Raw genomic sequence first — 14,820 nt, 5'->3', positions numbered from 1 at the left:
CCGAACCAGTGGGGCCGAAACGTACTCCCGGGGACCACAGGGGGAGTAGGGGGAAGATGTGCGCGAGGAAGTGCACCGCCATCTGGGCAAAGTACTGACCGGAGCGGCCCTCGCGGCGGCGGGGACCGCCGCCATGGTCGCGATCACCCTGCCGGGCACGGCGGGCGCCGACGACTCCGGAGGGGCCGGCGGAGGAACGCGGGCCGCGGGGCAGGCCGGGCAGGCCGGGCAGGGCCCGGACGCCGCACCGCCCGGCGTCGTGGAGCGGGCGCCCGCCGAGGCGAGGCAGGGCACGGGCCGCGACCCGCTCACCGACGACGAGATCGGCCGGGTGGAGAAGGTCGCGCTGGCCGGGCGGCTGTCCGCCCTGGGCGAGAACGCCGCCGGACACCGCGGTCCGCAGCGGCTGAGCGTCGACCTCGCCGAGCCCGAGGCCGGCGAGACGGACGACCCGGGCGCGCCGCGCCGGGCCGACGTGGCCTTCTACGACTACAGGAGCGACACACTCGTCACCAAGACCGTCAACCTGCGGTCCGGGAAGGTCGAGCGGACGGACACCCAGCGCGGCGTGCAGCCGCCGCCGAGCCGCGCCGAGAACGCGGAGGCGGCCCGCGTCCTGATCGCGAGCCCGCTCGGCACGGGCCTCAAGGCCGACTACAAGGACGCCACCGGCAAGGAGCTCACCTCCCCGGACCAACTGGAGCTGAGCGGCGGCATCTACCGGGCCGCGCCCGGCGCCCAGCCCGCCGTCCTCGACGCCTGCGGGACGCACCGGTGCGTACGGCTGTTCTCCAAGGTCAGGAACGGGCCGTGGATCGACACCAGGGACCTGGTGATCGACCTGAGCGCCCGCACGACCGCCGCCCTCGACCGCGGCTGACCGCCCACCGCCCGCCCGCACCTCCACGACCTCGGCAAGGAGTCGTCCCTTCATGCCCGAACAGCGTCCGTCCGAACAGCGTCCGTCCGAACAGCACTCGCGCGAACAGCACTCGCCCGCACGGCATTGGCCCGGCGGCGCCCGGCCGCGCGCCCTCGTCCGTGCCGCCAGGAAGAGCGCGGCCGTCGGCGTGTCCCTGGCCGCGCTGGCCGCCGTCGCGACGGCCGGCGCGGGCCCCGCCGCGGCCCGGCCGCGCACCGCCCCCGCCGCGACCCCCGGCTGCAGCGCCGCCTACACGATCGAACAGAAGCTCACCACCGGCACGACCTGGCGGATGTGCTGGCGCTACGACAGCAAGGCCGGCCTCGTCCTGGAGAACGTCTCCTACCAGCCCAAGGGCGAGACCAAGCCGATCAAGGTCCTCAACAGCGCCAGACTCGCCCAGATCCACGTCCCCTACGACGACGGGAAGCACGAGTACTACGACCTGACGGGCCAGGGCTTCGCCCAGGAACTGATGCCCCTGTCGCCCGGCGAGTGTCCCGGTGGCACCATCAAGACCGTCAAGGTCCCGGACGGCGACCCCAGGCACCCGAACGTCAAGGGACTGTGCACGACCACCCGTTCGCGTGGTCACGCCTACCGGATGCACGACATCGCCCAGTCGGACAAGACCTACCACCAGCAGGGCAAGGACCTGCTGGTGTACACGGTCAACCAGGTCGGCTGGTACGAGTACATCACCGAGTGGCGCTTCCAGGACGACGGCACGGTCAACATGAACGTCGGTGCGACCGGCAGCCTCTCCTGGGAGGACTACAACGCCCAGGACGGGCGCGGCTGGCCCATCGGCAAGAACGCCAAGGACTACGCGACCAGCCACAGCCACAACGTCTTCTGGCGGCTCGACTTCGGCCTCGACGGCTCCTCCGGCACGAAGGTCGAGCAGTACGACTCCACCGTCAGCGCGCCCGCCGGGCGGCAGGAGGGCCCGACCGCCAAGACCACCCGCACCAAACCCGCCAAGGAGTTCGCGGGCGACTACAAGAACTACCGCTGGTGGCGGATGGTCAGCGCGACCGGCAAGAACAAGGACGGGCACGCCCGTTCGTACGAACTGGTCCCCGGACCCACCACCAAGTACCCGGGCCGCCCCTTCACCCGGCACGACCTGTACGTCACCCAGTACGACAAGTGCGAGCTGTTCGCCAACGACAACCCCAAGTGCGCCACGGGCCACCCGAAGTCCGTCGACAAGTGGGTGAACGGCCAGACCCTCACCCACCCCGTGGTCTGGATGAACGTCGGCTTCCACCACATCGCCCGGGACGAGGACCAGCAGCCCATGCCCGTGCACTGGCAGGGCTTCTCCATCGCACCGCGGGACGTCACGGCTATGAATCCGCTCACTCCCAAGGAGCTGGCATGGCAGAACGGTCACTGGGAATGGCGTAGTTGAGCGAAGCGGCCGGGAAACCGACCTGTCCATCCGGCTGCACCGCCGACCGCTCGCGGAGTAGGCTTCCTTGATCGTTGAGATGGGAAGCCCCGGGAGCGGAAGGCGGTGCACGGGTGGGCTCGGGAGGGCTGGAGCTGCCTCCTGGTGACGAGGGTCACGAGGGGAACTCCACAGACGTCCCGCCCGGCGCGGTGTCCCTGGCCCGGCCGATGGACGTGGGGTCCATCGGCCCGGAGCTGGACTGGGACGCCGACGCCTGGCGCGAGGTGCGCACCCGCGCCCAGCGGGCCGGCCGGGCCTACATCTGGCTCAATCTCGTCGAACAGCGGCTGCGCGCGGTCGTGGCCGCCGTGCTGCGGCCCGTCTACGAACCCGTCCACGGCGACGAGTGGGTGGTGGCCGCGGCCGGCCCGGCCGGGCAGGAGTGGGTGCAGCGCGCGGTCGCCGTCCGCGAGGTCAGCCGCCGCAAGGGCTACCTGCTCGACCCGGCCGACGACAACGTCCTCAGCTTCCTCACCCTGCCCCAGCTGCGCGAGCTGGTGGTGCAGCACTGGCCGTGCTTCGAGCCGTACTTCGACGAGCGCCGGGACCTCGAACTCGCCCTGGACGAGCTGGAGGTGACCCGCAACGTCGTCTCCCGCAACCGGGCCCTGTCCGAGGCGGTGCTCGGCCAGGCCGAGCGGGCCTCGGCCCGGCTGCTGGAGATGCTCGGCGCGGGCGGGGACGTGCCCTCGGCGCGCCGGCTGCCCGTGGACGCGGTCGAGGACCTGGTCGGCGACCGGTACGCGGATGTCGTCGCGGTCCACCCCGACCGGGTGCGGCTGCTGCGCCAGTTCCCGGCCGAGGACATCTTCGGCGGCGCCCGCCGGCTCGACGCCATCGGCATCGGCCTCAACCTGCTGGTGCAGAACTTCTCCGGGCGCCGCCTGCTCCGGCTCGCCGAGTCCGGCTGCCGGGTGCGGCTGCTCTTCCTCAACCCGGCCTCCAGCTCGGTCAAGCGCCGCGAGCGCGAACTGGGGATGAAACGGGGCGAACTGAGCCGCTCGGTGGAGATGAACATCCTCCACATGCGCCGGGTGCGGTCCCGGCTGCGCGACCCGGGCGCGTTCGAGATCCAGGTGTACGACGAGACGCCCCGCTTCACCGCCTACCTGGTGGACGGCGACGGCGCGGACGGCGTCGCGGTGGTGCAGTCCTATCTGCGCGGGGCGCGCGGGATGGAGTCGCCGGTCCTGGTGCTGCGCAACGGCAGTCGGCTGGTCACGTCCGGCGATGTCGGAGATTCCGGGCTTTTCCCGACATACCGCGAGGAATTCGAGCTGGCTTGGGCGGATTCGCGCCCGGTGTCCTGACCCGTCGGCGCCGGGCGGCACAAGGCCGGCGGTGGATTGTCAGTGCCGCGTGCGATGGTGGAGGCACTGGGGGAAAGCACCACCGAGAAGGGGGGCCGCCCATGGGCTGGCACCAGGAGCTGCTGATCGGCTTCGACCTGGAGACGACCGGGACCGATCCGCGCGAGGCGCGCATCGTCACGGGTGCCGTGATCGAGGTCAGGGCCGGTGAGCCCATGGGCCGCCGGGAGTGGCTGGCCGATCCGGGCGTGGAGATCCCGGCCGACGCGGTCGCGGTCCACGGCATCAGCACCGCGCGCGCGGCGGCCGAGGGCCGCCCGGCCGACCAGGTGGCCGACGCCATCGCGGACGTCCTGGTCTCGTACTGGAAGACGGGCGTCCCGGTCGTCGCCTACAACGCGGCCTTCGACCTCACCCTGCTCTCCGCCGAACTGCGCCGGTACGGCCTGCCGTCCCTGACCGAGCGGCTCGGCGCCGCCCCCGCCCCGGTCGTCGACCCGTACACCATCGACCGCTGGGCCGACCGCTACCGCCGCGGCAAACGGAACCTGGAGGCGGTCTGCGCGGAGTACGGCATAGTCCTGGGCGCGGCCCACGACGCCACCGCCGACGCCCTCGCCGCGGCGCGGCTCGCCTCCGCGATAGCCGACCGCCACCCGAAGATCGCGGCCCTCGGCCCGGCCGAACTGCACCGGCGTCAGGTCCAGTGGTACGCGGAATGGGCGGCGGACTTCCAGGCGTTCCTGCGGCGCAAGGGCGAGGCGGACGCGGTGGTCGACGGGGCGTGGCCGCTGCGCGAGCTGACCGAGGACCAGCCCGCGTAGCGGTTCCGCCGAGCGGGCCGGGGTCCGGTCCGCGAGCGTGGAGCGTTTCGGCCGGGCGCACCCGCCCGGCGTGCTCGCCCGCGGACGGTCAGAACGGATACCACCGCACCGTCTCGTCCCCGTCCCGCAACGACGCCACCCGGCGCCGGAACTCGGCCAGGGCCTTCGGGTTGGACGGGGCGTGCTGGGCCACCCACGCGCAGCTTGCCGTCTCCCGGGCGCCGCGCAGCACCCCGCAGCCGTCCCACTCGCGCACGTCCCAGCCGTAGGTCCCGGTGAAGGACTCGTACGCCTCGGCGGGCAGCCCGTAGCGGTCGCGGGAGAGGGCCATGACCACCAGGTCGTGCTCGCGCAGGTCGGCGGAGAAGGTCTCCAGGTCGACCAGGACCGGCCCGTCCGGCCCCACGTGCACATTGCGGGGCAGCGCGTCGCCGTGGATCGGCCCCGGCGGCAGACGGGGCGTCAGCGCCGCCGCCCGCGCCGCGAAGCCGTCGCGGCGCGCGCGGAGATAGGCCGCGTCCTCCGGGTCGATCGCGTCGCCCGCGAGCCGCAGCCAGCGTTCCACACCGCCCAGCAGATCGCGCGGCGGCAGCGCGAACGAGGGAGAGGGGAGGGCGTGCACGATGCGCAGCAGCGCGGCCAGGTCCCGTGGCCCGGCGGGCCGTACGGCGTCCGGCAGCCGGTGCCACACGGTCACCGGGTGGCCGTCCACCAGCAGCGGTTTCGGTTCGGCCGCCCGCACCGCCGGCACACCCGCCTCGGCCAGCCACTCGGCGACGGCCAGTTCCCGCTCGGCCCGCGGCAGCAGCTCGGCGTCCCGGCCGACCTTCGCCACCAGGCCGCCGGCGGCGAACACCGCGTTCTCGCCGAGGGCCATCAGCCGCGCGTCCCGGGCCGGACCCGGCAGTACCCCCGCCGCGGCCAGTACGTCCCGCGCGCGTGCCTCGTCCATCGTCCCGCCTCCGTGCCGTCTTCCCGTGCCGTGTCCGTCCGCTGCCCGGCCAGTCTCGCATCCGTACAGGTCGGCGACGGTGCGCGGGCCCTTGACGGGGTACCGGCCCTTCACGACCATGAACACGCCAACCGGAGCAGGCAAAGGGGCTGATTCCGTGACAGAGGTGGCCGAAGCGCGGACACCAGTGGCGGGGTCGCGGCCTCGCGCCGGACTCGTCACCGCCGGCCGCGGTGCCTGGTGGCTGGTCCTGCCCGCGCTCATCCCGATCCTGCTGCTCAGTGTCGGCCCGCTGCTCTACGGCATCCTGCTGGCCTTCACCGACGCCCAGTCCGGCCGGACGGCCGCCACCCGGTGGATCGGCGCCCTCAACTTCCGGGACCTGCTGCACGACACCCTGTTCTGGGAGTCGTTCCGCATCGGCCTGGTCTGGGCGGCCGGCGTGACGGTGCCCCAGTTCCTGCTGGCGCTCGGCCTGGCCCTGCTGCTGAACCAGGACTTACGGCTGCGTGGCCTGGCCCGCGCCCTCGCGATCGTGCCCTGGGCGATGCCCGAGGTCGTCGTCGGCATCATGTGGCGGCTGGTCTACAACCCCGACGCGGGCGTCCTGAACGAGACCCTGCGCGGCCTCGGCCTCGGGGGCGGCCGGGACTGGCTGAGCGGCCTGGCCACCGCGCTGCCCGCGGTGATCGTCGTCGGCGTCTGGGCGGGCCTGCCGCAGACCACGGTCGCCCTGCTCGCCGGAGTGCAGAACGTTCCCCGCGAACTCCACGAGGCGGCGGCGGTCGACGGCGCGGGCGCCTGGCGCCGCTTCCGCATGGTCACCTGGCCCGCGCTCAGACCCGTGGCCCTCGCCATCACCGCGCTCAACCTGATCTGGAACCTCAACTCCTTCGCCCTGGTCTACGTCCTCACCGGCGGCGGGCCCGGCGGCAAGACCCGGCTGCCCATGCTCTTCGCCTACGAGGAGGCCTTCCGGTACGGCCAGTTCGGCTACGCGGCGGCCATGGGCTGTGTGCTCGTCGCCGTGGTCTCCGTGCTGCTCGCGGTGTTCCTGGCCGGCCGACTGCGCGGGGGTGAGGACGCGTGAGGGCCGCGCGCACCCCGAGGACCCGCCGCGCCGCCCGCGCCGGCCAGTACGCGGCGCTGCTCGCCTACCTGCTGTTCCTCGCCTTCCCGCTGTTGTGGCTGCTGTCCACCGCGCTGAAGTCCCCGCGCGAGCTGGGCAGCCCGCACCCCACCTGGATCCCGCGCCACCCCACCCTGGCCAACGTCCGGCAGGCCTTCGCCGAACAGCCGTTGGCGCACGCCGCCCTCAACTCCCTGCTGGTGGCGCTCGCCACCGCCGCCGTCGCCGTACTGATCGCCACCCCGATGGCCTACGTCATGGCCCGGCACCGCACCCGCGCGGCCCGCGCCGCCACGGGCTGGGTGGTGGCCAGCCAGGCGTTCCCCTTCGTGCTGGTGATCATCCCGCTGTTCCTGGTGCTGAAGCGGCTGCGGCTGATCGACTCCCTGACCGGGCTGGTGCTGGTGTACGTGGTGTGGGCGCTGCCCTTCGCGCTGTGGATGCTCGCCGGCCATGTCCGCGCCGTCCCCGCCGAACTGGAGGAGGCGGCGGCCGTCGACGGGGCCGGTCGGCTGAGGATACTGACGTCGGTGACGACTCCGCTGCTCGCGCCGGGCATCGCGGCGACGGCCCTGTTCGCGTTCGTCACCGCGTGGAACGAGTTCTTCTTCGCGCTGGTGCTGCTCAAGAGCCCGCGGCGGCAGACGCTCCCGGTCGTCCTCAGCCACTTCATCGGAGCGGAGGGCGTCGCCGACCTCGGCCCGCTGGCCGCCGCCGCGTTCCTCGCCACCCTGCCCTCCCTGGCCTTCTTCGCACTGCTCCAGCGACGGATCACCAGCGGCCTGCTCGCCGGGGCGGTGAAGAGCTGATGCGGACCCGGATCACCCTGGCGCTCGCCGTGCTCCTGCTCCTCCTCGCGGGCTGCTCCCGGGGCGGCCCCGCCGACGGCGGCCCGGTCACCCTGCGCTTCCAGTCCCTGGCCTGGCAGCCGGACTCCGTCGCCGTCACCAAGGAGCTGGTGCGGGAGTGGAACGCCACCCACCCCGACGTCAAGGTCGAGTATGTCCAGGGCAGTTGGGACAGCGTGCACGACCAGCTGCTCACCTCCTTCGAGGGCGGCGAGGCCCCGGACGTCATCCACGACGCCTCCGACGACCTCGCCGACTTCGCCTACGGCGGCCACCTCGCCGACCTGACCGGCCTGCTGCCCGCCCGGCTCGCCTCCGACATCCCGCGCGACACCTGGCGGACGGCCGCCTTCGGCCGCGGCGTCTACGGCGTGCCGTTCCTCCAGGAGCCCCGGGTGCTGATCGCCGACGCCGACCGGCTGCGCGCGGCCGGGGTACGCATACCGACACCCGATCACCCCTGGAGCTGGCAGGAGTTCCGGCAGGTCGCGAAGAAGCTGACCGGGCCCGGACGGTACGGCGTGGCCTGGCCGCTGAAGGAGCCCGTGTCCGCCACCCTCAACCTCTCCCTGTCCGCGGGCGGACGCCTCTTCCACCGGGGTGCGGACGGCAAGGTCACCGTGCGGTTCGAGGCCGGGGACGAGGTGGTGGCCCGCACCGTCCACGACCAGGTCGCCGTCGACCGCAGCGCCCCCGCGTCGACGCTCGGCAGCGGCGGTTCGGACACCCTGCCCGGCCTGTTCGGCGGCCGGTACGCCATGGTTCCGCTGGGCTTCTCCTACCGCCAGCAGATCGTGCGGCAGGCCCCCGAGGGCTTCCGCTGGCAGGTGCTGCCCGCCCCGGCCGGCGCCGACGGGCTCACCCAGGGCGTCAGCCCCCAGACGCTGTCCGTGTCCGCCGACTGCCCGCACAAGAAGGAGGCCGTCGCCTTCATCGACTTCCTGCTGCGGCCCGGGAACATGGTGCGCCTCGCCCTCGGCGACTGGATGCTGCCCACCGGCACCCGGGCCCTGGAGGACCCGGCCCTGCGCACCGCGCGGCACGGCTGGGCCACCGGCACCGCCCTCGCCGCCCACCTCCGCCCGGCGCCCGCCCAGTCCGTGCGCGGCTACCCCGAATGGAAGGACAAGGTCGCCACCCCGGCCTACCAGGAGTACTACAGCGGCGCGATCACCCTCGCCGGGCTGCGCCACCGCCTGGAGCGGGACGGAAACCTGGTCCTGGCCCGCTACCAGCGCTGACCGTCCGCCCTTGGAGCGCAGCCCAGCACCCCGCGCTCGGAAAATGATTAGACGAGACGTATCGTCTCGCTTAGCGTCGACGCCATGACCACGCACACCACCCCCGCCCACATCGCCATGTTCTCCATCGCCGCCCACGGCCATGTGAACCCCAGCCTGGAGGTGATCCGTGAACTCGTCGCCCGCGGCCACCGGGTCACGTACGCCATTCCGCCCGTCTTCGCCGACAAGGTGGCCGCCACCGGCGCCCGGCCCGTCCCGTACCACTCCACCCTGCCCGGCCCCGACGCCGACCCGGAGGCGTGGGGGAGCACCCTGCTGGACAACGTCGAGCCGTTCCTGAACGACGCGATCCAGGCGCTCCCGCAGCTCGCCGAGGCCTACGCCGGCGACACACCCGACCTGGTCCTGCACGACATCACCTCCTACCCGGCCCGCGTCCTCGCCCGTCGCTGGGGCGTCCCGGCGATCTCCCTCTCCCCGAACCTCGTCGCCTGGCAGGGCTACGAGGAGGAGGTCGCCGAGCCGATGTGGCGCGAGCCCCGGCAGACCGAACGCGGACAGGCCTACTACGCCCGGTTCGAGGCATGGCTGAGGGAGAACGGGATCACCGAGCACCCGGACGCGTTCGCCGGCCACCCGCCGCGCTCCCTGGTGCTCATCCCGAAGGCGCTCCAGCCGCACGCCGACCGGGTGGACGAACGCGTGTACACCTTCGTCGGCGCCTGCCAGGGCGACCGCGCCGAGGAGGGCGACTGGCAGCGGCCCGCCGGCGCGGAGAAGGTGGTGCTGGTGTCGCTCGGCTCGGCGTTCACCAAGCAGCCCGCCTTCTACCGGGAGTGCGTGCGCGCCTTCGGGAACCTGCCCGGCTGGCACCTCGTCCTCCAGGTCGGCCGGAAGGTGACCCCCGCCGAACTGGGGGAGCTGCCGGACAACGTGGAGGTGCACGACTGGGTGCCGCAGCTCGCGATCCTGCGCCAGGCCGATCTGTTCGTCACCCACGCGGGGGCCGGCGGCAGCCAGGAGGGGCTGGCCACCGCGACGCCCATGATCGCCGTGCCGCAGGCCGTCGACCAGTTCGGCAACGCCGACATGCTCCAAGGGCTCGGCGTCGCCCGGAAGCTGGCGACCGAGGAGGCCACCGCCGACCTGCTCCGCGAGACCGCCCTCGCCCTGGTGGACGACCCGGAGGTCGCGCGCCGGCTCCGGCGGATCCAGGCGGAGATGGCCCAGGAGGGCGGCACCCGGCGGGCGGCCGACCTCATCGAGGCCGAACTGTCCGCGCGCCACGAGCGGCAGGAGCCGGTGGGCGACCGACCCAACGGTGGGTGACCGGCCGGCCGGTGTCCGTTCCGACCGGCAGAGATCCGCTTTGTGATTACGAAACCTTGTTGAACCAGTAACAGCTGCGTGAAGAGGTTGATCCGGCGCCCGCTCTCGGCCAGAGTTTCGCGCAGCCCGCCTCGGCGCGGACACGGCCGTCGTGCCCACCCCCACGGGGCACGGCGGCCGTACGCATACGCCCACCTCCGGCAAGGCGCAGCGCCCGTTGGACAGTTGGCTGAAAACCGTCCGTTCGCGCGCCTGCCGGTGACACCGGAGCCGCGGCCGACGCAGAACCAGACGCCGCCGCGGTCCGACGTCACAGGGGAACGCCGGACCGCGGCCGCCGATACCACACACCCGCCCCCCGTTGGTCCGGCTCACCGAAGCGCGCGACAAACCCGTCAGGCTGTTCCTAGGGTGAAGCCCACGGAAGGCCGGAAGGGGCGGAATCAGGGTGAGGGGCAGACCATGACCGGCGTCGCCGCGCCACCGCGAGGCACCGTGACCCGGCGCCCGGTCGTACGCCCCCTTCCGCGCCGGATCCGGTGCGGAAGGTCAACGGGTACCGCTCACTCGGACGGGTGGCGATTTCCGGCCCTCGCGGGCCCATGGCCCCGTCCGGGGCGGACGGCGTCCGCCGCCGGAATCCGCGGTCCGGGCCGCACCGTACCGTCGAAATCAGGCCAACGTTCAAGCCGTCGGCCCGCCTTGGCACCGTTCCTACGGCGCGGCCGTACCGGCCGGCGGCACGCACCCACGACATCGGCGACGTCTGCGGCCCCGGCCGCCCGACGGCTCCTCCGGCCCGCGAGCGAGGACAGGACATGAGCACTTACAACTTCGGCAACGTCAACGGACCGGTCCGCTTCGGCGACCGCACCACCCCGGACCTGGAGACCCTGATGGAGGCCGCCGACCGGCTCACCGAGGCGCTGCGCGCCGAGTACCCGGGGCTGGTGAGCAGCGGCGAGACCATCCAGGAGCAGCTGGCGGAGTCAGCCGAGGACGGCCTGCCGCCCAACCGGGGCCGGATCCGCTCCGCACTGGAGACGATCGCCATCGCCGCCTCGGCCGGCACCGCCAGCCTCGACTACACCCGGCACCTCCTGCACGCCCTCGACCTCTGACCGTCCACGGGCTCCGACCGTCCACGCCGAGTCACTGCGCAACCGGGTACGGGCGGTCGGGGCGAGGCGTTGCACGGTTCCGCACCCCGGGAGGGGGTGCGGCACCAGGACGGTTCGTGCCTGCTCAGCCGGTCGTCAGGGCGGTGTCGTCCACGACGAAGTCGGTGGCGAGGTAGGCGTCCTCGACGCCGGTGAACCTCAGGGTCACCGTCTGGCCCGCCAGCGAGGACAGATCGAAGGACTTCTGGGCGTAGCCGGAGGCCGCGTTGGCGTTCGAGTACGTCGCGAGGGTCTTCGAACCGGCGGTCACCGTCAGCTTGTCATAGGCGGTGCTGCCCACCTCCGCGGTGTCGACGTGCAGGTAGAAGGTCAGGGTCGTCTTGCAGCCCGCGGGGATCGTCACCGACTGGGACAGTGTGTCGGTGTGCGCGGAGCCCCAGCCGTTGAGCCAGGCCGTCCAGGAGCCGCTGCGGGCCGGCTCACGGGTGTCGTTGTTGATGATTCCGCTGTTGGTCCAGCCGGTGTCACCGGACTCGAAGCCCGGGTTGGCCAGGAGCTGGGTCGAGGTGCAGCCACCGCCACCACCGTTGGTACTGACAGTCCAGGTGAAGGTCGTGGTGCCGGTGGCGCCGGTGGAGTCCTTCACCGTGACGGTGGTGCTGTAGGTCCCGGCCGTGGTGGGCGTACCGGAGATCACGCCGGTGGAGGCGCTGATCGTCAGGCCGGTCGGCAGGCCGGAGGCGCTGTAGGCCAGGGAGCCGCTGCTGGTGCTGCTCGCCTGGACCTGGAGGCTGACGGCGGTGCCGACGGTGGCGGACTGACTGCCCGGGTTGGTGACCGTCACACCGCCGCTCGGCGGGGTGATGTGGCTGCCGACGTTGATGCCGGCGAAGGCGTTGCCGACCGCCGCGTACTGGGCGGAGCCGGCGCCGTAGAGAGCGGAGGCCGCGTTGAGGGCTGCGGTGCGGGCGCCGGCGTAGTTGGTGCTGGACGTCATGTACGTCGTCAGCGCCTTGTACCAGATCTTCAGCGCGGCGTCGCGGCCGATGCCGGTGACGGCGACGCCGTCGGAGGTCGGGCTGTTGTAGGTCACGCCGTTGACAGTCTTGCTGCCGCTGCCCTCGGACAGCAGGTAGAACATGTGGTTCGCCGGGCCCGAGGAGTAGTGCACGTCGAGGTTGCCGAGCGAGGAGGACCAGCTGTCCGCCGAGTTGCCGTCCTTGCTGGGCTTGTCCATGTACCGCAACGGGGTGCCGTTGCCGTTGAGGTCGACCTTCTCGCCGATGAGGTAGTCACCGGGGTCGGAGCTGTTGTTGGCGTAGAACTCCACACCGGTGCCGAAGATGTCGGAGGTCGCCTCGTTCAGGCCGCCGGACTCGCCGCTGTAGTTCAGGCCCGCGGTGTTGGAGGTGACACCATGGCTCATCTCGTGACCGGCGATGTCCAGCGAGGTCAGCGGGGCGCTGTTCCCGGCGCCGTCGCCGTAGGTCATGCAGAAGCAGCTGTCGTCCCAGTACGCGTTGACGTACGCGTTGCCGTAGTGGACGCGGGAGTAGGCGGCGACACCGTCGTTCTTGATACCGCTGCGGCCGAAGACGTCCTTGTAGAAGTCCCAGGTCTCCTGGGCGCCGTAGGCGGCGTCCGCGGCGGCGGTGGTGGCGGTGGAGTTGGTGCCGTCGCCCCAGGTGTCGCTGGACTGGCTGAACAGGGTGCCGGTGCCGGAGGTGGCGTGGTTGAGGTTGTACGTCTTGTGGCCGCCGCGCGTGGCGTCGGTCAGGGTGTACGACGAGCCGGACTTGGTCGAGGTCAGCGAGACCTGACCGCTGTAACGGGTGTTGCCGACGCCGGTCTCGATGTCCTGGTACCGGTACAGCTCCTTGCCGGTGGTGGCATCGGTGATGACGTGCAGCTCGCTGGGCGTGCCGTCGTCCTGGAAGCCGCCGATCACGGTCTCCCAGGCCAGCTTCGGGGAGCCTCCGCCGGCCCAGATCACCTTGCGTGCGCTGTTCACCGAGGGCTTGGCGGCGTCCAGGGCCTTGGCGGCCGTCAGAGCCCTGCCCTCCGCGGCGGCCTTGGTGAAGGTCGCGGTGGTGGAGGACACCGCGATCTCGCGCTTGTTGTTGTACGTGGTGCTCACGGTCCCCTTGGCCCGCGAGGCGGGCGGGGTGTGCACGACGAGGTCGCCGCCCAGGACGGGCAAACCGTCGTAGGTACGCTCATAGCGCGCGTGCAGCGTCCCGTCGGCGTCCTTGACGACGTCCCTGACGACCAGCTTCTCCTTGGCGCCGAGGCCGAGGGTGCGCGCGGTGCTGGTCGTCCTGTCCTGGGCGCCCTGGATCAGGGCCTTGCGCTGGGCCGGGCCGAGCTCGGCCTCCAGGGCGCCGGCGCGCAGGGGGCTGAGGTGGTGCGCGGCGGCAGGGGCGGAACTGTTGCCCTCGTCGGCCGCGGCGGCGGTGCTCGCGAGAGTGCCCGCGAGGCCCGCCGTCAGTGCGAGCGCCGCAAGGGCCGCCGTGAGTCTGGTGGGGTGCACGTCTGCGCCACTTCCGTAACGGGGAGTCAGTGGGGATGCGCCCGAGTATGAGCGTGGGCATGGCAAAAAGGGGACCTCCCATCGGACATAAGACCGGTGTTATGACCGGACGGCCCGGACCCCTACAGGCCGTCCGCCGCCCTGCATATGCTGGTGAAATGCAGCTGGAGTTGAGGCATCTGGAAGCCGTCCGCGCGATAGCGGAAGCGGGCAGCCTGGGGCGTGCGGCGGTTCGGCTCGGGGTGTCCCAGCCCGCCCTCTCGACACAGCTACGGCGCATCGAACAGGCCACGGGCGGCGAGCTGTTCGTCCGCGGCAGACGCGGCGTCGAGCCCACCCCGCTCGGCGAGTTCGTGCTGTCCGCGGCACGCCGGGTGCTCGGCGAGATGGACGCCCTGACCGCGGGAACGCGAGCCGCGGCACCGCATCCGGCGCTGCGGCTCGGCTGCATCATGCTCGTCCTGGTGGACCGGCTGTTCGAATACCTGGAGGAGGAACTGCCCGGCCACGAGATCGACCTCACCACCGAGCACTCGGCGACCACGCTCACCCGCATGCTCGGTGCCGGGAAGTACGACGCGATCCTGTACGGAGAGGTCGGCGACCACGAAGTGCCGCTCCCCGACGGCGTGGCTGCCCGCACCCTCATACCGAAGGAACCCGCCTGCGTGCGCCTGTCGGCCACCCACCCCCTGGCCGGGCAGGAGGAGATCGAACTCGCCGACCTGGCGGGTGAGACCTGGACGGCGCTGACCGATGACGACGACGGTGGCCCGGAGGCCATGACCGACGTCTGCCTCCAGGCCGGCTTCACGCCGCAACTGCGCTACCGGATCGCCGACCGCAAGATGCGTTGGAAACTGATCGCCGCCGGGCGGGCCATCTCCATGTGCCAGCCCACCTCTCCGCATGTCGAGGGAACGGTCCTGCGCCCGCTGGCCGGCGACCCGCTCACCGAACGCATCCGGATCGCCTGGAACCGGGCCGCGGTCACGGAGCAGCGTGCCGCCCTGCTGTACCGGGCCGCAGGACGCGCTTATCTCGCCAGCATCCCCGACAACACCTTCTACCGGACATGGTGGGAAGCCCGTCCTGAACTCCACCCGGTCCTCGGCTGAGCGCCTCCCTGCAGTGGCGGGCCTTCACCGGACG

Annotated in this window: 12 protein-coding genes; 10 read left to right on the top strand and 2 right to left on the bottom strand. The window is 72.3% G+C overall.

All coding sequences use genetic code 11. The features are described from left to right. Positions 1 to 58 precede the first annotated feature (58 nt). The 4 genes from ABD350_RS03880 (at position 59) to ABD350_RS03865 (ending at position 4,515) form a co-directional block, all read left to right on the top strand. Complete coding sequence (locus tag ABD350_RS03880; RefSeq protein ID WP_344346245.1) at positions 59 to 880, top strand: Tat pathway signal sequence domain protein; 822 nt, start codon at positions 59 to 61, stop codon at positions 878 to 880. Positions 881 to 932: 52 nt separating this feature from the next. Further along, positions 933 to 2,339 (top strand): copper amine oxidase, encoded by a 1,407-nt coding sequence (locus ABD350_RS03875; RefSeq protein ID WP_344346244.1) that lies wholly within the window; start codon positions 933 to 935, stop codon positions 2,337 to 2,339. A gap of 113 nt (positions 2,340 to 2,452) precedes the next feature. Next, positions 2,453 to 3,691, top strand: a complete 1,239-nt coding sequence (locus ABD350_RS03870; RefSeq protein ID WP_344346243.1) for an SAV2148 family HEPN domain-containing protein — start codon at positions 2,453 to 2,455, stop codon at positions 3,689 to 3,691. A gap of 101 nt (positions 3,692 to 3,792) precedes the next feature. Continuing rightward, positions 3,793 to 4,515 (top strand): 3'-5' exonuclease, encoded by a 723-nt coding sequence (locus ABD350_RS03865; protein WP_344346242.1) that lies wholly within the window; start codon positions 3,793 to 3,795, stop codon positions 4,513 to 4,515. Positions 4,516 to 4,603: 88 nt separating this feature from the next. Here ABD350_RS03865 and ABD350_RS03860 read toward each other — a convergent pair whose 3' ends face one another. Beyond that, the gene (locus ABD350_RS03860; RefSeq protein ID WP_344346241.1) at positions 4,604 to 5,467 is read right to left on the bottom strand and encodes a phosphotransferase enzyme family protein; all 864 of its coding nucleotides are present in this window, start codon (positions 5,465 to 5,467) and stop codon (positions 4,604 to 4,606) included. A gap of 166 nt (positions 5,468 to 5,633) precedes the next feature. On the opposite strand from ABD350_RS03860, the gene ABD350_RS03855 reads away from it, so the two are divergent. The 5 genes from ABD350_RS03855 (at position 5,634) to ABD350_RS03835 (ending at position 11,138) form a co-directional block, all read left to right on the top strand. Next, complete coding sequence (locus tag ABD350_RS03855; protein WP_382466770.1) at positions 5,634 to 6,557, top strand: carbohydrate ABC transporter permease; 924 nt, start codon at positions 5,634 to 5,636, stop codon at positions 6,555 to 6,557. Further along, positions 6,554 to 7,405, top strand: coding sequence for a carbohydrate ABC transporter permease (locus ABD350_RS03850; protein ID WP_344346240.1), 852 nt, complete (start codon positions 6,554 to 6,556; stop codon positions 7,403 to 7,405). Before ABD350_RS03855 ends, ABD350_RS03850 begins: the two co-directional genes overlap by 4 nt. Next, positions 7,405 to 8,685: an ABC transporter substrate-binding protein gene (locus tag ABD350_RS03845; RefSeq protein ID WP_344346238.1), complete on the top strand. Its 1,281-nt coding sequence runs from the start codon at positions 7,405 to 7,407 to the stop codon at positions 8,683 to 8,685. The genes ABD350_RS03850 and ABD350_RS03845 overlap by 1 nt, the downstream gene beginning before the upstream one ends. An 84-nt stretch (positions 8,686 to 8,769) precedes the next feature. Further along, on the top strand, positions 8,770 to 10,017 hold the full coding sequence (locus tag ABD350_RS03840) for a glycosyltransferase (RefSeq protein ID WP_382466767.1): 1,248 nt from the start codon (positions 8,770 to 8,772) through the stop codon (positions 10,015 to 10,017). Positions 10,018 to 10,835: 818 nt separating this feature from the next. Continuing rightward, the gene (locus tag ABD350_RS03835; RefSeq protein ID WP_249456872.1) at positions 10,836 to 11,138 is read left to right on the top strand and encodes a hypothetical protein; all 303 of its coding nucleotides are present in this window, start codon (positions 10,836 to 10,838) and stop codon (positions 11,136 to 11,138) included. 124 nt (positions 11,139 to 11,262) lie between these two features. On the opposite strand, the gene ABD350_RS03830 is transcribed toward ABD350_RS03835, so the two are convergent. Then, on the bottom strand, positions 11,263 to 13,668 hold the full coding sequence (locus ABD350_RS03830; RefSeq protein ID WP_344346236.1) for a M4 family metallopeptidase: 2,406 nt from the start codon (positions 13,666 to 13,668) through the stop codon (positions 11,263 to 11,265). 158 nt (positions 13,669 to 13,826) lie between these two features. Between ABD350_RS03830 and ABD350_RS03825 the strand changes: the two genes are divergently transcribed. Continuing rightward, positions 13,827 to 14,786: a LysR family transcriptional regulator gene (locus ABD350_RS03825; protein ID WP_344346235.1), complete on the top strand. Its 960-nt coding sequence runs from the start codon at positions 13,827 to 13,829 to the stop codon at positions 14,784 to 14,786. Positions 14,787 to 14,820: the final 34 nt, after the last annotated feature.

This window comes from Streptomyces nogalater (assembly GCF_039532885.1).
In the GTDB taxonomy this organism is placed as follows: domain Bacteria; phylum Actinomycetota; class Actinomycetes; order Streptomycetales; family Streptomycetaceae; genus Streptomyces; species Streptomyces nogalater.
The sequence above is the reverse complement of the archived record's forward strand: the minus strand, read 5'-3'. Positions and strand labels throughout refer to the sequence as shown.